This window comes from Arthrobacter sp. M4 (assembly GCF_020251205.1).
Classification (GTDB): domain Bacteria; phylum Actinomycetota; class Actinomycetes; order Actinomycetales; family Micrococcaceae; genus Arthrobacter.
Genome location: NZ_JAIWYX010000004.1, coordinates 16,429 through 39,158, shown reverse-complemented (window position 1 = coordinate 39,158; position 22,730 = coordinate 16,429). Strand labels below are relative to the sequence as shown.

Sequence of the window (22,730 nt, the reverse complement as noted above, 5' to 3'; positions counted from 1 at the left end):
CAAAGACGGAAGGAAAGCTGATGGAAAACGTCGCAAAGCCGTGGCCCGCCCTGTGGTCCCTCGTGGTGGGGTTCTTTATGATCCTCATCGACACCACCATCGTGTCAGTGGCGAACCCACGGATCATGGAGGGGCTCCGGACTGACATCAACTCCGTGATCTGGGTGACCAGCGCCTATCTGCTCTCCTACGCGGTGCCGCTGCTCATCACGGGGCGGCTTGGCGACCGATTCGGCCCCAAGAAGCTCTACCTGTCCGGCCTGGTGGTCTTTACGCTCGCCTCGCTGTGGTGCGGTCTCTCCGGGGACGTCGGCACCTTGATTGCTGCCCGGGCTGTCCAGGGCTTCGGCGCGGCCATGATGACACCCCAGACCATGGCCGTCATCACCCGCATCTTCCCGCCGGATCGCCGCGGCGCCGCCATGGGCCTCTGGGGAGCTACGGCTGGTGCCGCTGTCCTCATCGGGCCGATACTCGGCGGCATCCTTGTGGACGGGCTCGGCTGGCAGTGGATCTTCTTCGTCAACGTCCCGATTGGCGTGGTTGGTTTCCTCCTGGTGCAGCGGTTCGTACCGGCCCTGACCACGCACAGCCACAGTTTTGATATCCCGGGCGTCCTGTTGTCCGCTGCCGGCATGTTTCTCCTTGTATTCGGAATTCAGGAAGGCCAGAGCTTCAACTGGGGAACTGTCGCCGGCCCCGTCACGGTCTGGGGATTGATCACAGGCGGACTGGTGGTGCTGGCGGCCTTCGTGGTGTGGCAGTGGGTCCTGACGCGGCGGGGCGGGGAACCGCTGCTGCCCCTCGGACTCTTCCGGGACCGCAATTTCTCGCTCGGGAACTCGGCAATCATGACCGTAGGGTTCACTATCACTTCGTTCCCGCTGCCGATGATCTTCTACTACCAGGTGGTGCGGGGACTGACGCCCACGCAGTCTGCATTGCTAATGATCCCTATGGCCGTACTTTCCGGAGCGTTGGCGCCGGTGGTAGGCAAGTTGATCGACCGCATCAATCCACGATGGTTCGCGGCCGCGGGGCTGTTGTTCCTGGCGACTGCCATCGGCTGGAGTTCAGCCCTGCTGAGGCCGGAGACGCCCATTTGGCTGTTCCTACTTCCCAGTGCCCTGCAGGGACTCGCGAATAGCTGCATCTGGGGACCGGTCTCCAACGCGACCGTCCGCAACCTCCCGCCACGACAGGCCGGTGCCGGGTCGGGCGTTTTCAACACAACACGCCAGGTTGGTGCCGTGCTCGGTTCTGCCGCCGTCTCTGCCCTTATTCAGGCAAGGCTCGCCGCTGAACTTCCGGCAATGACCGGCGCGACGTCGGGTGAGCGGCCGGTCTCCGGACAGTTGCCTGAAGTGCTGCACGCGGGATTTTCGACGGCGATGGCCCAGTCAGTACTGCTGCCGGCTGCCATAGTGGTGGCGGGTGCCGCCGTCGCTGTCTTTTTCGCGAAGCCCAAGCCGGTGGACGGCTGGGGTGCGGCCACGCGACCCGCGGAGGCGGACGTCACCCGAGCATGACGGTGGCCTCAAGCCCGCCGGTAACGAAGCCAAGGCTTCGGGCCAGGGCCAGGGAGCCCTTGTTGCTGACGTCGGCGCGCCACTGGAGGGTGTAACCCGCTGCCAGCGCCTCGTGCGCGGCGATGGATGCGGCCAGGGTGCCCAGACCATTGCGCCGCAATTGTGGCGGGACCAGGACTCCCATGTGGGCCAGGAACCCCTCCCACTCGCCATAGGCGCCGCAGGCCACGGGATAACGTGGTCCGTTGTCCTCCGAGTGCATGATGGTGAAGCGGTGCTCCAGTTCGGATATGCCGGCCTCGTGCACATCGTCGGGTGGGCATAAGCCTTCGAGTTCTATGGCCTCAGGGTTGCCGTGGGACACTGTGAGCTCTTCGGCCGCTTGAATGAGGGGCAGGTCGTCGGCAAAAAACAGCGCGGCGGAGCCCCCGCCGTGGCCCCCGTAGCTTCGGGTCAGGCTCAGCAGGGTGACGTGTTGGGCGAGTTCTTCATCCGGAAGGCCGGCGGCTGCGTCGATCACCCAGTCCGGTCCCACCAGGGCCGAGCAGCCAAAGAGGCGGATGAACGTCACCTCGCGGGCTGAAGGGTCAATTCGCAGGATGCGTGTGGCGATTCCGCCGCCGTTCCCGCCCGCGGCAATTTTGGCGACGGATTCAGCGAAGGCCGTGTCCGCGAGGCCCAGATGCCTGGCCCACGCCAGCTGGATGATGTCAGCGGACGTGGGCTCCAGGCTCATGGATTCAGCGTACAGCCGAAGCGGATTGGCTAGCCGAAAAGCACTGCGGCTTCGTCGTAGCGGTGCTGCGGAACCGTCTTGAGCTTGCCCAGCGCAGCATCGAATCCCACGTGGTCGATGTCAGTGCCATTGAGGGAGACCATGGTTCCCCAACGACCCTCCACCACGGAGTCGATGGCTGCCATGCCCAGGCGCGTGGCGAGGACACGGTCGAATGCCGAGGGGACGCCGCCGCGCTGGATGTGTCCAAGGATCGTGGCGCGGGTTTCAATGCCGGTGCGGGCTTCGATTTCCGGCGCCAGCTGGTCTGCGATGCCGCCCAGGCGCGGACGGCCAAAGGTGTCCAGTCCACGCTCCGAGTGCGGCGACTCAAGGTGGGCCGGGACAAAGCCTTCTGCGACCACAACCAGCGGAGCACGGCCACGGTCGTGGGCTTCTTGCACCCACTCCGTGATCTGCTCGATGGTGACTTTTTGCTCCGGGATGAGGATGGCGTGCGCTCCGGCGGCCATGCCTGCGTGCAGGGCGATCCAGCCCACATGGCGGCCCATGACTTCGGCGATCATGCAGCGGTGGTGGGATTCGCCAGTGGTGCGCAGGCGATCGATCGCTTCCGTGGCGATCTGTACTGCGGTGTCGAAGCCGAAGGTGTAGTCGGTGGCGTCGAGGTCGTTGTCCACCGTCTTCGGAACGCCCACGATTCTCAGGCCGGCGTCAGTAAGCCGTTTGGCCGCAGCCAGGGTGCCTTCTCCGCCGATGGCGATCATCGCGTCAATTCCAAGGCGCTTCATGTGGCCCTTGATGACCTCCGGACCACCGCCGTTTTCGAACGGGTTGGTACGGGAGGTGCCAAGGATGGTGCCGCCCTGCTTGGCGATACCGCGGACCATGGTGCGGGGAATGTCGATGACGTCGCCTTCAACGACGCCGCGCCAACCGTCCCGGAACCCGACGAATTCCTGACCGTGGATGGCGATGCCCTTAAGGACGGCTCCACGGATCACTGCGTTCAGGCCGGGGCAGTCGCCACCACTGGTGAGAATTCCGATTTTCATACTTTGCGCTCTAATCCTGGTTTGTGGGAATACGGGCAGAGCGCCACGCTGAGCTCTCAACGATTGTAAGCGCGAATGTGGGGTGCGACACAAAAATTCATCCCACAGCGGGTGAGAGCCACGTAACAGGCCAGAAACAGCCCTAGGGGCGGTTACCGGACCTTGTGTTGAGGAAAGACTCCAGGCGGATGGCTCCGTTCTGGTCAGGCAACACCAGCCAGGCGATGATGTACAGCACAAACGCCGGACCGGGGAGCAAACAGAACAGCAGGTAGGCGATGCGGACGTAGGCCACGTCCACGTTGAGCTTCGCCGCTATGCCGCCACACACGCCACCAATCCAGCGTTCCGGTCCGCGCTTCAGGCCGAGGCCCCGTACGATGCTGAAAAACTTCTCCATGTTCCTAGCCTTCCTTGCTGGCTTCGCTTTGTCATGTCAAGAATGGCGGGCTTGCTGTGGATACCCGCCAGCTGCGCGGAAACCAGCCCGTTGAAGAGGACTGGTTTCCGGGTATCTTCTCTTGAGTGTGGTTCCGTTGAGGCTTGGGCGTCTGAGCGCCGCGCGCCGGTCAGTTGCCGCCGCGCTTGCCTTGCTTTCCGCGAATAGACAGCAGTCCGCCGACAACGAGTGCGGCGCCCGCGCCGATCATGAGTCCGATGAGCACATAGGTTCCGTTGAGGACCACCAGCCCGAGCTTCGAGATAACGATCAGGGCGGCCAGGGCGATGATGACGAGTCCCCACACGATGGTCCCGACGCGCGGTTCCCGATCTTGTGTTTCGGGTTCGTTGTGGACTGTGCCGGGCTGATGGCTGGCGTCGTTCGCTTGTGGGTCCTGCCATTGGGAGGAGGAGTCAAAAGTGCTCACGTTAGTTTCCTTCCTGGATTGTCACGTTGCTGAAAGCGCCGTTGATCTTGACGACGAGCTTGGCGCCGCTTTTGTCAGTGTTGTACTGGGTCCGCGCGTCGCTGAATTGCCCGCCTCGGCGGTCACTGCCCTGGTTGAGGTTGCCGAAGGCCATGTCTGCCCGGATCTCGACGGGCACCGTGTTGGGGATGATCACCGTCACATTGCTTGCCGTGACGTCCACTGGAACCACCACGTCGGAGGACAACGGGGTTGCCAGGCCCATGGAGCGCAAATCCACGGTGCTGCGCCCTCCGGTGACCTCGAATCCGGACTGCGCTTGCTGGATGCTCACAGGTGCCCAGTCTGCGTCGTGGAAGGCAAATCGGTCGCCACGGGGTACGAAGTTGAAGAACGTACCTACCAGCAATGCCACGATCGCCAGGAAGCTCATGAAGCCGGACGACCGGCCGCGAAGCCCTGCGATGACAATGCCAAGCCCCAGCACCGCCGCACCGGATGCCCAAACCACTGCATTGGTTGCATCACCGAGTTGGATGACATTTCCGGCGTCGAGCGCCTTAATGGTTCCGCCGGTAACCAGTGCGGCGCCCGCAGCTACGGCCACGATTGCCGCGCCGGGTCCGGTCCTTCTGGGATGCGGGTGGCTTGGAACTCCGGCGCCGGGGAAGCCGCCGGAGGGTGGCACGGGTCCCGGAGGCAGATAGGGCGGAACAGGTGCATTCATCCTTGGGCCACGCCCGGTGCCGCTGCCGCTCGGGATGGTTCCGGTGGAGGAAAACGCTGAGGTGTTCGGCGACGTTGGATTCTCGCCGGCGGAACCGGTTGACGCATCAGGCGCGCCATAGGCGGTAGCACCGTAGGCGTGTGATGTGTCAGCCTCTCCCGCGTAGGCGGGGCCGCCGGCGTACGGGCCGCCGGGGTAAGGGGGGTTCATTCGTGGCGCTCCATTTCGATTCCGACTGCGCTGGATGAGGTAGTAGATGAAGAAGGCGATCAGCGAGGTCCAGACCAGGGCCCAGAAGATGCCGGCGGCTCCGTCGTTCCAGCCCCAGCCCCAGAAGCCACGGCCCAGACCGGGAAGTCCGATGATCGAAGTGATGACTGCACCGGTCATGCCTGCCGTCCACCGCCCGGCACCGGCCTCCTGGACGTGGATCCTGCCGTCCGGTTCGGGGAGGAATGCCCAGGCCACGCCGTAGAGCAGGACGCCAATGCCGGCGAAGAGGGCCAGGACAATAAAGATGCCCCGGACGATCAGCGGATCTATTCCGACGCGGTGCGCGATACCGCTTGCGACGCCGCCCACCCATCGGTCCGGTCCGCGGTAAACGCCGTGACTTCGGATCCAATCGAAGAAGTTCTGCCTCGCCTCGGACGGCGCGGGGCCGCGCTGCGCCGAATCGGATGGCGCGTAACCGGACGCGCCTGCGTCAGATGGGGCTCCCGCGTAGCTGGAGCCCGCTTCGGCTCCGGCGGGTGTTCCGGCGCCTGCGGCTGCTTCGGCTCCGGCGCGTGTTCCGGCGCCTGCGGCTGCTTCGGCTCCGACGGGTTCCTCGCCCTTGTCGTCGTTGCTGTTCACACTGTTCGGGTTCATACTTCGATCCTGCCGCCCGAGACCTTGTCCGCTCTATTGGGGGATCCCCTGAGACGTCCCTGAGCGTCCCCTGAAGATGCGGCGAACCCGGTCCGGGAGACCCTGATCCGTGCTTGGATGGATCCATGACAAGCATTCCCGTCCGGCCGCCGCTGGTCCGCAGCGGCGACCGGATCATCGCCGGCGTGTGTTCCGGACTGGCCAACCATTTGGGCTGGCCGGTGCGGAATGTCCGCATTGGAATGCTGATTGCTGCTTTCGCGGGGGGAGCTGGCCTGGTCTTCTACGCGTGGCTGTGGATCATGGTCCCGACGGCGGACGAACGGTCCCGCAGAGCCGCTCGCCGCCCCGCGTCTCCCATCGCCCCCGCCGTCAGCCAGTTGCCCATGGGGCAGCAACCATATGGCGGTCAGCCGTACCTGGGGCAGCAACCATACGTTGGGCAGCAGCCATACGTTGGGCAGCAACCAAATACCGGTCAGCCGTACCTGGTGCAGCAACCATACGTTGGGCAGCAACCAAATACCGGTCTGCCGTACGGAGTGCAGCAGCCATACCCCGACCAGGGCGCTGTGGCGCCCACGACTTCTCCCAATGCCCCAGTTCCGCCCGGCCCTGATTTCCCCTCTGCAGTCGCGTTCCCGCCGGACGCTGCAGTGCCGCGATCTCCGGCGGGTACGCCTCAAGTTGCCGTTTCGCCAAGTGCGGATCAGACCCCGACGGCGGCAGTTCCGACGTCGGAAAGTGGCACCGCGGTGACGATGCCGGTTGCCGCTCCGCAATTTCCTGCTCCGTCCCCGCCGGCGGGCGGTGCTCCGCATTGGGCTGAGGCCCCGGGTTGGTCTGGGGCTCCGGGTTCGGCCGGGGTCACGGGTTGGATTGGGGCTCCGCCCCGGACTGGCGCGGCGGACTTGCCACCCGGCCAACCGCCGTCGACCCCGGAAGCGTGGCCGGCCACCGCAGGCCTTGCCGGTGCACGTACTGGTGCTGGTACTGGTGCTGGTGCGGCAGCGTACACAGCAGAGTCCGCAGCTCAGGGCTCTGCAGCCTGGTTCCGGTATCGGCCCATTCCGTACGCCAAGGAAATCCTGCTCGGCGCGGGCTTGCTGCTGGTCGCCGGGCTGCTGCTGGCTAGGCAGTTCGGAGTGGACGTGCCCTTGGGCACGCTCATTCCGGCCGCCGCGATCCTGAGTGGCGCGGCCATCGCATGGATGCAACTGGATGAAACCCGACGGGCCGGCCTGGTGGACAAAGCCAAGGCGGACCAGGCCGGCGGTTGGATGCGCCTGGGTGCGGGCCTGGCCCTGGTTGTCGCCGGTGTCCTGGTGATGGTGTCGGGTTCCGGATCGTGGGAACAGACCTGGCTTGCCCTGCTGGCCTCCGTGGCGGTGCTCGGCGGCGTTGCGCTTGTACTCCTTCCCTGGGGGCTGAAGTTCTGGCGCGACCTTGAGGCGGAGCGCGCAGGCAGGGTTCGCGAAACCGAACGGGCAGAAATAGCTGCGCACCTCCACGATTCCGTCCTCCAGACGCTGGCGCTCATTCAGCGGCGGGCCGGCAACGAGCAGGATGTTGTTCGGCTGGCAAGGGCCCAGGAGAGGGAGCTTCGGAGCTGGTTGTACCGGGACGATTCCCGGGACTCAGGGCGCCTGGCAGACCGCATCAAGGCTGCCGCGGCGGAAGTTGAAGACCACATTGGATATGCCATCGACGTGGTCAGCGTGGGCGACGTCGCCATGACCCCGAAGCATGAAGCCCTTGTCCAGGCGGCCCGTGAAGCGATGCTGAACGCGGCCCGGCATGGCGGCGGATCTGTGTCCGTTTACCTTGAAAGCAACGATGCCGGCAGTGAAATTTTCATCAAGGACCGCGGCCCGGGCTTCGATCTCGACTCGGTGCCGGAAGACCGCCTGGGCGTCCGCGAATCGATGGTGGGCCGCATGAAACGCCATGGCGGCACTGCAACTATCTCCAGCAGCTCGGAAGGTACCGAAATCCGTCTGGTCCTCCCTGCGGATGCGGCGGCGAACGGCGACGGACAGTGACCGGGAATCTATTTGAAGGGAAGACCATGCCAAGCACCGGCATACCGACGTCGGGCAGCCAGCCAGACAACCAGGCTAAGGCCAACGGCTCCAGCGACGGCCGCGTACGGGTGGTGATCGTGGACGATCACACGATCTTCCGCTCCGGCCTCAAAGCGGATCTTGACGAGCGTATCCACGTAGTGGGGGAGGCTGGCACGGTGGAGCAGGCGGTTGCCGTGATCGCAGCCGTGCGCCCCGATGTTGTGCTGTTGGACGTCCACCTTCCCGGTGGCCTGGGCGGCGGGGGCCGTGAGGTTATCGCAGGCTCGGCCGCGCTATTGGGCCAAACCCGATTCCTGGCCCTCAGTGTCTCGGATGCCGCCGAAGATGTGGTGGCCGTCATCCGGGCCGGGGCCAGGGGCTATGTGACCAAAACGATCTCCGGCACCGAAATCTCCGATGCCGTGGTACGGGTTGCCGGCGGTGACGCTGTGTTCTCGCCAAGGCTGGCGGGCTTCGTGCTGGACGCCTTCGGCACGGCGCCCGCGGACATCGCAGACGACGAGCTGGACAAACTCTCGGCCCGCGAACTGGAAGTGATGCGCCTCATCGCCCGAGGGTACAGCTACAAGGAAGTGGCCAAGGAACTCTTCATCTCCATCAAGACAGTGGAAACCCACGTCTCCGCGGTGCTGCGCAAGCTCCAGCTGTCCAGCCGCCACGAGCTGACCAAGTGGGCAGCCGAGCGGCGCCTGCTCTGACGGCTCCTTATTCCCCGGTATTGAACGCCCTCAACCCCCCAGCGCGTTAAGTAACAAACCCCTGCGGATTAAGAAACAACGCTCCCGCACCGAACTTCGGTGCGGGAGCGTTGCGCGTTCGGTTGGCTACTTTGCGCCGCCCAGGAACTTCTGCAGGCGGGAGACGCCCTCGGCAAGGTCGTCGTCGCCCAAGGCATAGGACAGTCGGACGAACCCAGAGGGGCCGAAGGCCTCGCCGGGAACAATGGCCACCTCGACTTCGTCCAGGATCAGCGATGCGAGCTCTGCCGACGTCGACGGGCGGACCGGGCCGCTGGCCGTTTCAAACTCCTTGCCCAGCAGCCCGCGGACGTCGGCATATACGTAGAAGGCGCCGGTCGGCGTCGGGCATTCCACGCCCTCAATGGCGTTCAGGCCGGCGACGATCGCCTTGCGACGGCGGTCGAACGCCACCTTCATCTCTTCCACAGCGGTCAGCGGGCCAGACACTGCGGCGAGGGCTGCGATCTGCGGGATGTTGGACACATTGGAGGTTGCGTGCGATTGCAGGTTGGTGGCGGCCTTGATCACGTCGTTGGGGCCGATCATCCAGCCAACGCGCCAGCCGGTCATGGCGTAGGTCTTCGCCACACCGTTGAGGATGACCACCTTGTCGCCGAGCTCCGGCGCTGCCGTGGCGATAGAAGTGAACGGGACTCCGTCGTAGGTCAGGTGCTCGTAGATTTCGTCAGTGACAACCCAGAGTCCCTTGGATGCCGCCCACTTTCCGATCTCGGCAACCTGTTCCGGGCTGTACACAGCTCCGGTGGGATTGGACGGTGAGACGAAAAGCAGTATCTTGGTGCGCTCGGTCAGGGCCGCCTCAAGCTGTTCCACGGTGACCAGGTAACCCTGCTCCGGACCTGCGAAAACCTCCACGGGGACACCGCCTGCCAGGCGGATCGCCTCCGGGTAAGTCGTCCAGAACGGCGTGGGCATGATGACCTCGTCGCCCGGATCCAGCAAGGTGGCAAAGGTGTTGTAAACAGCCTGCTTGCCGCCATTGGTGACCAGCACCTGGGAGGCGTCGACGGCGTAACCGGAGTCGCGGAGCGTCTTGTCGGCGATTGCCTGGCGGAGTTCCGGGAGGCCCGCGGCGGGGGAGTAACGGTGGTACTTCGGCTGGCCAGCGGCCTTGACGGCGGCCTCGACGATGTAGTCGGGAGTCGGGAAATCGGGTTCACCTGCCCCGAATCCAATCACCGGCCTGCCCGCTGCCTTCAGCGCCTTGGCCTTTGCGTCCACCGCAAGGGTGGCTGATTCGGCGATGGCGGAGATTCGCTGTGAGATGCGGGCGGCAGGCAATGCGGCTGACATGAGTGAACCATTCTTCGCGGCAGCACGTGGCTGGATGGTGGGAATCGACGTGATCTACTCTATGCTGTTCTGCGGACCTCTTCGGGGAAGCGCACAGAATGCGTCACTGGGATGTCAGATCAGGGTGCATGCGGCTGAATCAGCCAGCGGAGCCCCGGTTCGACTAACACGCAGTTCTTGCGTAAACTGGTTCACCGGTGTCGAAAAAACACCACAATGGCCAGCGCCTGCAGATTGGTGCGGAAACGCTTTTCATGAGTATGATTTCCGGACGGTCCAGGTCGGCCAGGCCCGCGCTGCGGGCCATAGGGTAGTGGCGCAATTGGTAGCGCAGCGGTCTCCAAAACCGCAGGTTGCAGGTTCGAGTCCTGTCTGCCCTGCGCAGGCGGTTCCGGCGGGATGCCGGAACCAGCGCAGCAACCATGGCTCTGATCAGAGCCATGGTCGACGACGTTGCATAGATGAGTGAGGACCGGGTGACCGAAACAGCTGCCAGCAGCTCAAAGGGCCGTCCCGTCAGGCAGTCCAACGCCGGAATTTTTGCGCGCATAGCCCTTTTCGTCCGCCAGGTTATTGGTGAGCTCAAGAAAGTCGTGGCGCCGACCCGCAGGGAGCTGGTCAACTACACGGCCGTCGTGCTGGTGTTCGTAGCCATCATGATGCTCATCGTGACTGTGCTGGACCTGGCTTTTGGTACCGCGGTTGGGTGGATCTTCGGCGGCACCGGGCCCACCGACCGCTAACAGCGGAGCACTCCGCAAGCCGAGCGGAGATTCCCGAGAATTCGGGGATTTCGTAAGGCTTGCGGAATTGAGCCATTTAAATAGGCATGTTAGGCAATGAGGAAGCAGGAGACCAAGTGTCTGAGCACGAGCTCGAGGTAACTGAGACTGAGCTGAACGAGGCCACGGACGCCGCGGAGAACGCGGACGCGGCCGAGTTCGCTGCGCCCGAATTCGCCGACGGCGACGACGCTGCCGACGTGTCCGACGATGCCGATTCGGACACCGACCACCCGGCTGCTGAGGAAGGCGATGCCTTCGCTGCTGCTGCCGCTTCCGCCGCAGCCGACCCGCTTGAGGAGTTCAAGGCCAAGCTGCGACGCCAGGAAGGCGACTGGTACGTCATCCACTCCTACGCCGGTTACGAGAACCGCGTGAAGGCCAACCTTGAGACCCGCATCCAGACCCTGGACATGGAAGATTACATCTTCGAGATCCAGGTGCCTATGGAAGAGGTCGTCGAGATCAAGAACGCCCAGCGCAAGGTCATCAACCGTGTGCGCATCCCGGGCTACGTGCTGGTCCGCATGGACTTGACTGACGCTTCGTGGGGTGCGGTCCGCCACACCCCGGGTGTCACCGGCTTCGTCGGCAACGCACACAACCCGGTTCCGTTGCGTCTGGATGAAGTTGTGTCCATGCTCGCGCCTGTTTTCGAGGAACAGCACGCGGAGAAGGGCAAGCCGGCCAGGCAGCAGGCCGCACCGGTCGCCGTCGACTTCGAGGTCGGCGAGTCCGTCATCGTCAAGGAGGGCCCGTTCGAGACCCTCCCGGCAACCATCTCCGAGATCAAGCCGGAATCCCAGACCCTGGTGGTCCTGGTGTCGATCTTCGAACGCGAGACCCCCGTCACCCTCGCCTTCAACCAGGTCTCCAAGATCTAGTTGACCCGCAGTTTTCGCGCTGGAGCTGCCCGCTTAGCAGCATCAACGCGGACGGTCGCCTTGCCATGGCGGCCAAGAACCTGAAGCACGCTCCTGTGCCTTAGGACGCTATTGAGAGAAGGACCCTACATTGGCTCCCAAGAAGAAGGTCACCGGCCTCATCAAGCTGCAGATTCAGGCAGGTGCCGCCAACCCGGCCCCGCCGATCGGCCCTGCGCTTGGTCAGCACGGTGTCAACATCATGGAATTCTGCAAGGCGTACAACGCCGCTACGGAATCCCAGCGTGGAAACGTTATCCCGGTGGAGATCACGGTCTACGAAGACCGCTCCTTCACCTTCATCACCAAGACCCCGCCGGCTGCGGAACTGATCAAGAAGGCAGCGGGTGTCCAGAAGGGCTCCGCCACCCCGCACACGGTCAAGGTTGCCAAGCTCACCGACGCCCAGGTCGAGGAAATCGCCAAGACCAAGCTCGAGGACCTCAACGCCAACGACGTTGAAGCCGCGAAGAAGATCATCGCCGGCACCGCCCGCTCCATGGGCATCACCGTCGAATAGTCGAGGAATGAACGGACGGTGAGGGCTGAGGAACGAAGCACTCGCCGGAAGTGAGTCCCGGAGACTTTCGACAAATTCGATACCGTCGAATAGTCGAGGAATGAACGGACGGTGAGGGCTGAGGAACGAAGCACTCGCCGGAAGTAAGTCCCGGAGACTTTCGACCATTTGATGCCGTCGAATAGTCTTCGACAAACCCGCGGAACCCCGGTTCCGCACCAATGAAAAATTAGAGAACGACGACGATTCCCGCGTAGCGCTGGGACCGGCGTCGTAGTGGCAGGGCCGAGCGCGGTCCGGAGACCACAACTGCACAAGGAGAACAAGCAGCATGGCAAAGCGCAGCAAAGCATATGAGGCAGCCGCGGCCAAGATCGAGGCGGGTAAGGTCTACTCCCCGTTCGAGGCAGTCAGCCTGGCCAAGGACATCAACCCTTCCAAGTTCGACGCCACGGTAGAGGTTGCATTCCGCCTCGGCGTTGACCCCCGCAAGGCTGACCAGATGGTCCGCGGTACGGTCAACCTCCCGCACGGCACCGGCAAGACGGCCCGTGTCCTGGTTTTCGCAACGGGCGACAAGGCGGAGGCCGCAATCGCAGCCGGTGCCGACTTCGTTGGTTCCGACGACCTGATCGAAAGGATCGCCGGCGGCTGGACCGACTTCGACGCCGCGGTTGCCACCCCTGACCTCATGGGCAAGGTTGGCCGCCTCGGTAAGGTCCTCGGCCCGCGCAACCTCATGCCGAACCCGAAGACCGGTACCGTGACCCCGGACGTCACCAAGGCTGTCAACGACATCAAGGGCGGCAAGATCGACTTCCGCGTGGACAAGCACTCGAACCTGCACTTCATCATCGGCAAGGTTTCCTTCGACGCCGTCAAGCTGGCCGAGAACTACGCCGCAGCCCTTGATGAGGTCCTCCGCCTGAAGCCGTCCGCTTCGAAGGGCCGTTACATCCAGAAGGCCACCGTCACCACCACGTTTGGCCCGGGCATCACCGTTGACCCCAACGTCACCAAGGTGCTCACCGAGGCGTAAAGCCCACTAGCATCACCAGCAGGACCGTCCGGCATCGCCGGGCGGTCCTGTTGCGCTTTTGGGTCCTATCGCCCCGGGCACACGCCTAGATATTCTGTGCGTGTGATGGGGGACATTGCTGAAATCGAGATCCAGGAACTGCGTCTGCCCGCCACGCCTGATGGGGACGACGCCTCCGAATTTCGTGAGGTTTGCCAGGCACTTGACGCCGTGGTTCTCGACACTTGGGGCAATTTGGACCGCGCACCCACACCACGCTCAAGGCTTGGAGACTGGCGCCCGACAGACAACTCCACGCTCTCCGTCTTTGTGGCGAGGGATCGGGCGGGCGTTGCGGGCGTGGCGTTCTGTTATGCCGCGTTGCGGGACAACCTGGACTCGGCCTGGCTCAGGGTTGAAGTGCCGCCCCAGCGAAGGCGACGGGGTATCGGCAGTGCGCTCCTGGCTCGGGTGGAGGAGTGCGCCGCCGGCTATGGCCGCCACATTTTTCAGTCGTCCACTGAGCACCCGGAGGGCTTCGCGAGTTCCAAACTGCTGTTCCCGGTCACTGGTGCCGGTGGAGTTCCGGAAAGTGCTCCCGGCGCGGCATTCGCGCTGCGGCATGGCTACCGGTTGGAGCAGACCACGCGGTTCAGCGTGCTGGACCTCAAGGAGAACCAGGACTGGTCGGATGCGGAGGCGGAAGCACAGCGAATAGCTGGTTCGGATTATGAGGTACTCACTTGGACCGACCAGTGTCCCGCGGAGCTCCTGGACCAAATGGCGGCGATCATGGGACGCATGAGCACCGATTCCCCGGCCGGGGGTTTGGAAATAGAGGCCGAGCGTTGGGACGCAGCACGGGTTAGGGAAGTTGAAGCTACGGCCCGGGAGCAAGGCCAGATAGGGCTGACGGCAGTTGCCCGGCACCGGCGAAGCGGGGAATTGGCCGCCTACACCACGATCTATGTGGACCCGGAAAAGCCCTGGGTTGCAGACCAGGATGACACCCTGGTGATGCGTCGCCACCGCGGTCATCGACTCGGCATGCTCATCAAAATCGCTAACCTTCGCAGGCTTCGTGAAAGGTTTCCGGCAGTGGAGCGTGTCATGACTTTCAACGCCGAGGAAAACGAACATATGCTGGCGATCAACGTGACGCTGGGATTCCGCCCGGCAGGATATGACGGTGAATGGCAGAAGAGGACCATATGACGACTCCCGTGGAGATCGGCCAGCTCTGGATTCCCGATTCGTTGGACGCCCCTGATGCCAAGGACTTCCTGGACGCCGTGGAAGTGAGCCGGAAGGTCCGTATGCAGGTGTGGGGCAGTGACGACCTTGCCTACACGCCATTGGAGAAATTCCTTGAGCTCTCCGATCCTTATGAGCGCCAGGTCATCCTGGTTGCCCGGGTGGAAGGCAATATCGTCGGCACTGTGGACATCGCGCTGCCGCTCGTGGACAACACAGACATCGCCGAGTTCACGCTGGACATACTTCCGGAATATCAGCGCCAGGGCGTCGGCCGGCAGTTGCTGGAGGCCGCGGAGCAACTGGCCCGCAGCGAACGACGCACCATGATCCTGATTGATACGAACCATCCGGCGTCGTCACTCAGTGGCACCGAAGCGAACCAGTTGGTCCCGGACAGTGGCCAGGGCTTTGTCCCTTTGGCCAGCCGTGAGGTCGACTTTGCCCGTCGCACCGGCTACACGCTCCAGCACATCGAGCAATTCAGTTCCTGCGCCCTGCCGCTGGACTCGAAACTCGTTGCCGACCTGCAGGCGGAAGCGGAGGAAGCGAACGGCGGCCGCTACCGCCTGCACCACTGGACGGACCGCTGCCCGGCGCAGTGGTTGGAGGCAGTTGCAGCTTTGGAGAACGCAGCCGGCGAGACATCCGACGACGACGAGGGACTCGCCGTTCCGGCAGACCGTGACATGGTGTTCGACGCCGGTATCCTCCGCGAAGCGGAGGAGGTCGCCATAGCCCAGGGCCGGCGGACGGTGGTCACCGCCGTCGAACATGTTGCTAGCGGGCGGTTGGTGGGCCTGACCACCATCAGCGTGCTGGCCCAACGGCAGGACGTCGTCTTCCAGGACGACACACTGGTCCTCCAGCACCACCGCGGCAACAAGCTCGGACTGCTCATCAAGGTGGCCAATATGCAGCGGCTGAGCGAGCAGTTCCCCGATGCCAGGGTGATCTATACCTGGAACGCCCCGGAGAACCGTTACCTCCTGACGGTCAACCGGAAGCTGGGCTTTACGACGGCGGGCGTCACCGGGATTTGGCAGAAGGAACTTCCGGACAGGGGACCCAAGGCGCAGACGTCGGAGTAGGGCACCGGCTGGCCGGCCCATGCCCGATTTGTAAGCCGATAGGCGTCTCGCGTAAGCTTGAACCACCAAAGACCGTCGGTTGATGGAAATCCTCTCTCCCGGGCGCTGCTCAACACTGCAGTGGTGCACGGAAGGCAAAGGGGAGTTCCAGACGAAGGACCCTGATATTAGGGCGGCCAACGCAGGTGAACGAAGCAAGGTTCCGCAGCATAGCTGTGTTGAGCATGGCCCCGTGCATCTGCGCGGGGCGTTTTTAGTTGCAGCTCTCTTGTGAGCGGGGACCCGGAAGACCGGCACTATTCCCCGGAAGGAGGGTTATGGCAACGCCCAACAAGATCTCTGCAGTAGCTGAGATCACCACCGATTTCAAGGAATCGACCGCCGCTGTCCTGACCGAATACCGCGGGCTCTCTGTTGCACAGCTTAAGGCGCTTCGTGTTTCTCTCGGCCAGGAGACCAAGTTCTCCGTCGTCAAGAACACCCTGACGGCAATTGCCGCCAAGGAAGCAGGCGTTGACGCATTCGAGGGCCAGCTCTCTGGCCCCACCGCGATCGCCTTCATCAAGGGCGACGCAGTTGCAGCCGCAAAGAGCCTGACGGACTTTGCCAAGGCCAACAAGCAGCTGATCATCAAGACCGGCTACTTCGAGGGCAAGGCTCTGAACGCCAGCGAGGTTGCTGCCCTGGCAGCTCTCGAGTCGCGTGAACTGCAGCTGGCCAAGGTCGCCGGTGTCCTCAAGGCACCTGCCGCCGCTGCTGCACGTATCATCGACGCCCTGCGTATCAAGCTGGAGGAAGAAGGCGGCGCCCCGGCTGCTGCTGAAGCTCCTGCTGCCGAAGCTCCCGCTGCAGAAGAGGCCCCGGCCGCTGAAGCTGCTGCCGAAGCCGCAACTGAAGAGAACTAGGTTCTCCCACTAACAAACTCAGGTGCGCGCGGCTAGAACTGCGGCGGCACCCATAAAGGAAGGACGCCAACCATGGCGAAGCTCAGCAACGAAGAGCTCATCGAAGCTTTCAAGGAACTGACCATCATCGAGCTCTCCGAGTTCGTCAAGCTCTTCGAAGAGACCTTCGAAGTTACCGCTGCTGCTGTTGCAGTTGCTGGTCCGGCTGGCGGCGGCGCTGCTGCTGAAGAAGCTGAAGAGAAGACCGAATTCGACGTCATCCTCGAGGCTGCTGGCGACAAGAAGATCGCAGTGATCAAGGAAGTCCGCGCTATCACCTCCCTCGGCCTGAAGGAAGCCAAGGACCTGGTTGACGGTGCTCCGAAGGCTGTTCTCGAAGGCGCCACCAAGGAAGCTGCCGAGAAGGCCAAGGCTCAGCTCGAAGAAGCTGGCGCAACGGTTACCCTCAAGTAACTCTTGCTGTTTCGACGGGATCCCCGTCCGGTTCATCCGGGCGGGGATCCTGCGTTTAAACCCCATTAACCCCGTGCGGGGAGCTACTGCTGCAATGGGTCACTGATGTCGGCCAAAACCGCATTGAGTGCGTGGGCAAGGTCGTCCGCTTCCACAAACGCGCTATAGCCGTGCTCGCCTGCGCCCATGGAAATCCTGCGTCCCGCGATCGACTGGTCGGCGTAGACAGGCCACGGAGTCAAACTGCCCAGGGGCGTAATGGTTCCGCGCTCATAGCCCGTCGCTTCGAAGGCGGTTTCCGCTGTGGGTAGGGAGAGCTTGTTGACTCCCAACAGGGCCCGAAGCTTTGGCCACGAGATTTGCCGGTCGCCGGGGACCAGTGCAAAAAAGAAGCTGCCGTCCTTGTGTTTCACCACAAGCGACTTGACGATGTCGGCGGGCCGGATGCCCAGGATTGCCGCCGCCTCTTCGAGCGACTTTGCCGCCGCCCGTTCGACGACGTCGACGGCCAGCCCACGTGCCTCGGCGTCTGCGAGGAAACGTTCGCGCCCGGACCTATTTGCGTCTTGTGTCATGCGCCAATCCTGTGCATCTGGTGGTTATAGCTAGTCCCGGTAGAGCAGCAGGGCTTCGCCCTGTCCACCGCCGCCACAGAGCGAAACGGCTGCTTTGCCCGTGCCGCGGCGCTTGAGTTCGTGGGCAGCGTGCCCGGCGAGCCGAGCGCCGGAGGCCCCGATGGGATGGCCCAGGGCGATGGCACCGCCGTGGATGTTGCACTGCTCCAGCGGGTAGCCGAGTTCCTTGAGCGACTGGACGGCAACTGAGCCGAAGGCCTCGTTGATTTCGATGAAGTCCAAGTCAGTCATGCGCCATCCGGCCCGTTCGACGGCACGCTTGATGGCATTGGCAGGCTGGGAGTGCAGGGAGTTGTCCGGCCCCGCCACCTGGCCTGGCGTGCCTACCAGGGCGAGGTAATCCAGGCCGTGTTCCTCCGCGTAGGCGCGGGACGTCAGGACCAGCGCGGAGGCACCGTCGGACAGGGGAGAGGAGTTCCCCGCCGTGATGGTGCCGTCCGTTGCGAACGCCGGGCGAAGCGGGGCCAGGGTGTCCAGCGTGGTCTGCGGCCGAATGCCCTCATCGTTGCTGAGAACCAGGGGTTCGCCCTTCCGCTGCTTGACAGTGATTGGTGCGATCTCGCCGTCGAACACGCCGGACTCGACGGCGGCTGCCGCCCGTCGGTGCGACGCGACGGCCACCTCGTCCTGGGACAGCCGGTCGATACCAAGCGTGAGGTTCTTGCTCTCCGTGGACAAGCCCATGGAATGTCCGTCGAAGGCGTCGGTCAGGCCATCGTGTGCCGCAACATCCAATGCCTGGACAGCACCGTAGGTCCATCCCTGCCGCGAACCGGGCAGCAGGTGCGGCGCCCGGGTCATGGACTCCTGGCCTCCGGCCACCACTACGGTGGCCTCGCCGGTCCGGATCAGCCGTGCTGCGTCGATGACGGCCGTCAGCCCTGAGAGGCAGACCTTGTTGATCGTTACGGCTGGGATGTTCCAGCCGATCCCCGCGCCGATCGCGCTCTGCCGCGCGGGATTCTGGCCAGCGCCAGCCTGGAGGACCTGACCCATGATGACGGCGTCCACCTTGTCGGCAGAGACGCCGCTGGCCACCAAAGCGGCACGGATTGCATGGGCACCAAGTTCGACGGCGGTGAAGCCGGCGAGCTGTCCGTTCAGCCTGCCCTGCGGGGTGCGGGCCGCGGAAAGGATGACAACATCGTTGTTGCCGGGGGAGTTGCTCATGATCCTTCTTCCATCCGGGGATTGTGGGCCTAGGGTACAGGCTGCACCTCGGCCCAGCCATTCAAACGCCAGGGCCACAGCGGCAGCCCTATCCATTCCAACGCAGTGGCAGAGCGCGGAATTCCATTTAATTCCAGATCAGGTGTTAGGTGCCTGTGGCAACAGTGCTTGCAATCGGGAACGAAGTGGGGTAGACAGATAGGCTGACTTGCCGTATTGTGGATATTTGCGTCTTCCCTGTTAACCTTCAGCCTTCATATAGCGGTGGGCTTTGCCTCTCAGCTGCTCCATTTCCATGCCGTTTCACCGGTCCATGGGGAGGGACAGATGGGACCCGGGTCATATAGCGGAACCGGACGTGTTTCTTGCGATTCACCTCGTGGGAAGCAGACGGGGGAGATCGGAAAACGCCTGAAGGTCTGTGGAAGGATCCCTCTTGGTCGCCTCGAGCACCTCTAATGTAAATAACGCAGGAACCGCTATCAACGCCGCCAGCACCGATGGTGCAACCCGCCGGCTCTCTTTCGCCAAGATTCACGAACCCCTGGATGTTCCGAATCTCCTTGCCCTGCAGACGGACAGCTTCGACTGGCTCGTCGGCAATGAGCGCTGGCAGGCCAGGGTAGCAAAGGCTGTCGAGGAAGGTGACCTGAGCGTCGCCACCACCTCCGGCTTGGCCGACATCTTCGAAGAGATCTCCCCGATCGAGGACTTCCAGGGCACCATGTCCTTGAGCTTCTCCGAGCCGGAGTTCGCCGACCCGAAGTACACCATGGCCGAATGCAAGGACCGTGACGCCACGTACTCGGCTCCGCTGTATGTCAAGGCCGAGTTCATGAACAACAACACGGGCGAAATCAAGCAGCAGACCGTGTTCATGGGTGACTTCCCGCTGATGACGGAGAAAGGTACCTTCGTCGTCAACGGCACCGAGCGTGTTGTCGTCTCCCAGCTGGTCCGTTCCCCCGGTGCCTACTTCGAGCGCGCCGCGGACAAGACCAGTGACAAGGACATCTTCACTGCCAAGATCATCCCGTCCCGCGGTGCCTGGTTCGAGCTTGAAATCGACAAGCGCGACCAGGTTGGCGTGCGGCTCGACCGCAAGCGCAAGCAGTCCGTCACGGTACTGCTGAAGGCGCTCGGCTGGACCGAGGGCCAGATCCTCGAAGAGTTCGGCCAGTACGACTCCATGCGCGCCACCCTGGAGAAGGACGCCACGGAAACCCGCGAAGACGCGCTCCTGGACATCTACCGCAAGCTGCGTCCGGGCGAGCCGCCCACGGTTGAGGCTGCAGAGGCCCTGCTGAAGAACCTCTACTTCGAGCCGAAGCGCTACGACCTGGCCAAGGTTGGCCGCTACAAGATCAACCGCAAGCTGGGCATCGACCGTTCGCTGGGCGACAAGGATGCCTCGGTCCTGCACGTTGAAGACATCGTTGCGATGATCAAGTTCCTGGTTGCGCTGCACGCCGGCGAAAAGACCATCCCGGGTGTCCGCGACGGCCAGGAAGTGGAGCTGCGCGTCGAGATCGACGACATCGACCACTTCGGCAACCGCCGCATCCGCGCCGTCGGCGAGCTGATCGAAAACCAGGTCCGTACCGGTCTGTCCCGCATGGAGCGCGTCGTGCGCGAGCGTATGACCACGCAGGACGTCGAGGCCATTACGCCGCAGACCCTGATTAACATCCGTCCGGTTGTGGCAGCCATCAAGGAGTTCTTCGGAACTTCGCAGCTGTCGCAGTTCATGGACCAGAACAACCCGCTGTCCGGCCTGACCCACAAGCGCCGCCTGTCGGCCCTTGGCCCCGGTGGTCTGTCCCGTGACCGCGCGGGCATGGAAGTCCGTGACGTCCACCCGTCGCACTACGGCCGTATGTGTCCCATCGAAACCCCTGAAGGCCCGAACATTGGTCTGATCGGTTCGCTGGCGTCCTACGGACGCATCAACCCGTTTGGTTTCATTGAGACCCCTTACCGCAAGGTCAAGGGCGGCGTTGTGTCCGACGACGTCGAGTACCTGACGGCCGACGACGAGGCCGAGGTGCTGATCGCCCAGGCCAACGCACCGCTGGATGCCGACAACCGTTTCGCTGAGGAGACCGTCCTGGTCCGTCAGCGTGGTGGCGGCGGCGAGCCCGTTCTGGTTCCGGCAGATGACGTCCAGTTCATGGACGTTTCCCCGCGCCAGATGGTGTCCGTGGCTACGGCCCTGATCCCGTTCCTCGAACACGACGACGCCAACCGAGCCCTCATGGGTGCCAACATGCAGCGCCAGGCTGTGCCGCTGGTCCAGTCCGAAGCCCCGCTGGTGGGTACCGGCATGGAGCGCGCTGCCGCCGTCGACGCCGGTGACGTTGTCATCGCGAAGAAGGCCGGTGTTGTCACCGAAGTTTCCGCTGACCTCGTGGTCATGCTGAACGACGACGGCACGGAGACGAGCTACCGCATCAGCAAGTTCGCCCGCTCCAACCAGGGCAACTGCTACAACCACCGCGTCCTGGTCAACGAAGGCCAGCGCCTGGAAGTTGGCGGCATCATCGCCGACGGTCCGGCAACGGACCAGGGTGAGCTCGCCCTCGGCAAGAACCTCCTGGTGGCATTCATGTCGTGGGAAGGCCACAACTTCGAGGACGCCATCATCCTGTCCCAGCGCCTGGTGTCGGAGGACGTTCTGTCCTCTATCCACATCGAGGAGCACGAGATTGACGCCCGCGACACCAAGCTCGGTGCCGAGGAAATCACGCGTGACATCCCCAACGTGTCCGAAGAGGTCCTGGCTGGCCTGGACGAGCGCGGCATCATCCACATCGGTGCCGAAGTTGAGGCCGGCGACATCCTGGTCGGTAAGGTCACCCCGAAGGGTGAAACCGAACTGACTCCGGAAGAGCGCCTGCTGCGCGCCATCTTCGGCGAGAAGTCCCGTGAGGTTCGTGACACGTCCCTGAAGGTGCCGCACGGTGAGTCCGGTACCGTCATCGGCGTCCGCGTCTTCGACCGCGACAACGACGACGAACTTCCCCCGGGCGTGAACCAGTTGGTCCGCGTCTACGTCGCCGCCAAGCGCAAGATCACCGACGGTGACAAGCTCGCAGGCCGCCACGGCAACAAGGGTGTTATTTCAAAGATCCTGCCGGTGGAGGACATGCCGTTCCTCGCCGACGGTACTCCGGTGGACATCGTCCTGAACCCGCTTGGTGTTCCGGGACGTATGAACGTCGGCCAGGTTTTGGAAACCCACCTCGGTTGGGTCGCCAAGACTGGTTGGAAGATCGAAGGCGAGCCCGAGTGGGTCAAGAACCTGCCGAACCTGCCGCGTGAAACCGGCCAGACGACGGTTGCCACCCCGGTGTTCGACGGTGCCCGCGAAGAGGAAATCTCCGGCCTGCTGGATTCCACCAACGTGACCCGTGACGGCGACCGCCTGATCGACTCCTCCGGCAAGACCCGTCTGTTCGATGGCCGCTCCGGCGAGCCGTTCCCGGACCCGATCTCCGTCGGCTATATGTACATCCTGAAGCTCCACCACCTGGTGGACGACAAGATCCACGCCCGCTCCACCGGTCCGTACTCCATGATCACGCAGCAGCCGCTGGGTGGTAAGGCACAGTTCGGTGGCCAGCGCTTCGGTGAAATGGAAGTGTGGGCCCTCGAGGCCTACGGCGCGGCGTACACGCTGCAGGAACTGCTGACCATCAAGTCTGACGACATCCACGGACGCGTCAAGGTGTACGAGGCCATCGTCAAGGGCGAGAACATCCCTGAGCCGGGTGTTCCCGAGTCCTTCAAGGTCTTGATCAAGGAAATGCAGTCGCTCTGCCTGAACGTGGAGGTCCTCTCCACGGACGGCACCGCCATCGAAATGCGTGACTCTGATGACGCAGTCTTCACGGCTGCGGAGGAACTGGGTATCGATCTGTCTCGCGCAGAGCCCAGCTCCGTAGAAGAGGTCTAAGGGTTCCCGCGGGGAAGGTTCCTTGGCGCACCAAGGCCTTCCCCGGGATTCCGCCTCATCCCGCAACCAAGACTTGAGAATTTAGAGATAAGAGAGA

Annotated in this window: 20 protein-coding genes, 1 tRNA gene and 1 pseudogene; 14 read left to right on the top strand and 8 right to left on the bottom strand. The window is 63.4% G+C overall.

Going from position 1 to position 22,730, the window contains the following annotated elements:
- The first annotated feature begins 20 nt into the window (after positions 1–20).
- A complete protein-coding gene (locus tag LD110_RS08605) occupies positions 21–1,529 on the top strand; it encodes a DHA2 family efflux MFS transporter permease subunit (protein ID WP_225498247.1) in 1,509 nt (502 codons plus the stop codon).
- Here the strand turns inward: LD110_RS08605 and LD110_RS08600 are convergent.
- The 5 genes from LD110_RS08600 to LD110_RS08580 form a co-directional block, all read right to left on the bottom strand.
- A complete protein-coding gene (locus LD110_RS08600) occupies positions 1,516–2,265 on the bottom strand; it encodes a GNAT family N-acetyltransferase (RefSeq protein ID WP_225498245.1) in 750 nt (249 codons plus the stop codon). The genes LD110_RS08605 and LD110_RS08600 overlap by 14 nt on opposite strands.
- Positions 2,266–2,294: 29 nt before the next feature.
- Positions 2,295–3,320: an ATP-dependent 6-phosphofructokinase gene (locus LD110_RS08595; RefSeq protein WP_225498244.1), complete on the bottom strand. Its 1,026-nt coding sequence runs from the start codon at positions 3,318–3,320 to the stop codon at positions 2,295–2,297.
- A gap of 142 nt (positions 3,321–3,462) precedes the next feature.
- A complete protein-coding gene (locus tag LD110_RS08590; protein WP_225498242.1) occupies positions 3,463–3,720 on the bottom strand; it encodes a PspC domain-containing protein in 258 nt (85 codons plus the stop codon).
- 169 nt (positions 3,721–3,889) lie between these two features.
- Complete coding sequence (locus LD110_RS23860; RefSeq protein ID WP_225498240.1) at positions 3,890–4,189, bottom strand: hypothetical protein; 300 nt, start codon at positions 4,187–4,189, stop codon at positions 3,890–3,892.
- A gap of 1 nt (position 4,190) precedes the next feature.
- Positions 4,191–5,786 carry a PspC domain-containing protein gene (locus tag LD110_RS08580; RefSeq protein ID WP_225498234.1) on the bottom strand — a complete coding sequence of 532 codons (1,596 nt, stop codon included), beginning with the start codon at positions 5,784–5,786 and terminating at the stop codon, positions 4,191–4,193.
- A gap of 125 nt (positions 5,787–5,911) precedes the next feature.
- Between LD110_RS08580 and LD110_RS08575 the strand changes: the two are divergent.
- The 3 genes and pseudogenes from LD110_RS08575 to LD110_RS08565 all read left to right on the top strand — a co-directional run.
- Positions 5,912–6,088, top strand: a pseudogene (locus LD110_RS08575) (PspC domain-containing protein); the annotation flags it as partial.
- A gap of 459 nt (positions 6,089–6,547) precedes the next feature.
- Complete coding sequence (locus LD110_RS08570) at positions 6,548–7,828, top strand: sensor histidine kinase (protein ID WP_225498660.1); 1,281 nt, start codon at positions 6,548–6,550, stop codon at positions 7,826–7,828.
- Positions 7,829–7,938: 110 nt separating this feature from the next.
- On the top strand, positions 7,939–8,571 hold the full coding sequence (locus LD110_RS08565; RefSeq protein WP_225498659.1) for a response regulator transcription factor: 633 nt from the start codon (positions 7,939–7,941) through the stop codon (positions 8,569–8,571).
- 126 nt (positions 8,572–8,697) lie between these two features.
- Here LD110_RS08565 and LD110_RS08560 read toward each other — a convergent pair whose 3' ends face one another.
- Positions 8,698–9,927 carry a pyridoxal phosphate-dependent aminotransferase gene (locus LD110_RS08560; protein ID WP_225498232.1) on the bottom strand — a complete coding sequence of 410 codons (1,230 nt, stop codon included), beginning with the start codon at positions 9,925–9,927 and terminating at the stop codon, positions 8,698–8,700.
- 307 nt (positions 9,928–10,234) lie between these two features.
- On the opposite strand from LD110_RS08560, the gene LD110_RS08555 reads away from it, so the two are divergent.
- From LD110_RS08555 to rplL, 9 genes are all read left to right on the top strand, one after another.
- A tRNA-Trp gene (locus LD110_RS08555) sits at positions 10,235–10,307 on the top strand.
- 81 nt (positions 10,308–10,388) lie between these two features.
- A complete protein-coding gene (secE, locus tag LD110_RS08550; protein WP_225498231.1) occupies positions 10,389–10,670 on the top strand; it encodes a preprotein translocase subunit SecE in 282 nt (93 codons plus the stop codon).
- Between the two features lie 116 nt (positions 10,671–10,786).
- The gene (nusG, locus tag LD110_RS08545; protein WP_225498229.1) at positions 10,787–11,593 is read left to right on the top strand and encodes a transcription termination/antitermination protein NusG; all 807 of its coding nucleotides are present in this window, start codon (positions 10,787–10,789) and stop codon (positions 11,591–11,593) included.
- Between the two features lie 130 nt (positions 11,594–11,723).
- A complete protein-coding gene (rplK, locus tag LD110_RS08540) occupies positions 11,724–12,152 on the top strand; it encodes a 50S ribosomal protein L11 (RefSeq protein ID WP_225498215.1) in 429 nt (142 codons plus the stop codon).
- Positions 12,153–12,483: 331 nt separating this feature from the next.
- Complete coding sequence (gene rplA / locus LD110_RS08535; RefSeq protein ID WP_225498213.1) at positions 12,484–13,191, top strand: 50S ribosomal protein L1; 708 nt, start codon at positions 12,484–12,486, stop codon at positions 13,189–13,191.
- Between the two features lie 105 nt (positions 13,192–13,296).
- A complete protein-coding gene (locus LD110_RS08530; RefSeq protein WP_225498211.1) occupies positions 13,297–14,385 on the top strand; it encodes a GNAT family N-acetyltransferase in 1,089 nt (362 codons plus the stop codon).
- Complete coding sequence (locus LD110_RS08525) at positions 14,364–15,515, top strand: GNAT family N-acetyltransferase (RefSeq protein WP_374200317.1); 1,152 nt, start codon at positions 14,364–14,366, stop codon at positions 15,513–15,515. The genes LD110_RS08530 and LD110_RS08525 overlap by 22 nt, the downstream gene beginning before the upstream one ends.
- Before the next feature lie 317 nt (positions 15,516–15,832).
- Complete coding sequence (rplJ, locus tag LD110_RS08520) at positions 15,833–16,420, top strand: 50S ribosomal protein L10 (RefSeq protein ID WP_225498210.1); 588 nt, start codon at positions 15,833–15,835, stop codon at positions 16,418–16,420.
- A gap of 72 nt (positions 16,421–16,492) precedes the next feature.
- Positions 16,493–16,873: a 50S ribosomal protein L7/L12 gene (rplL, locus tag LD110_RS08515; protein WP_225498208.1), complete on the top strand. Its 381-nt coding sequence runs from the start codon at positions 16,493–16,495 to the stop codon at positions 16,871–16,873.
- Positions 16,874–16,956: 83 nt separating this feature from the next.
- On the opposite strand, the gene LD110_RS08510 is transcribed toward rplL, so the two are convergent.
- Positions 16,957–17,448, bottom strand: coding sequence for an aminoacyl-tRNA deacylase (locus tag LD110_RS08510; RefSeq protein WP_225498207.1), 492 nt, complete (start codon positions 17,446–17,448; stop codon positions 16,957–16,959).
- 30 nt (positions 17,449–17,478) lie between these two features.
- The gene (locus LD110_RS08505) at positions 17,479–18,678 is read right to left on the bottom strand and encodes an acetyl-CoA C-acetyltransferase (protein ID WP_225498205.1); all 1,200 of its coding nucleotides are present in this window, start codon (positions 18,676–18,678) and stop codon (positions 17,479–17,481) included.
- 436 nt (positions 18,679–19,114) lie between these two features.
- On the opposite strand from LD110_RS08505, the gene rpoB reads away from it, so the two are divergent.
- Complete coding sequence (gene rpoB, locus LD110_RS08500) at positions 19,115–22,633, top strand: DNA-directed RNA polymerase subunit beta (RefSeq protein ID WP_225498203.1); 3,519 nt, start codon at positions 19,115–19,117, stop codon at positions 22,631–22,633.
- Positions 22,634–22,730: the final 97 nt, after the last annotated feature.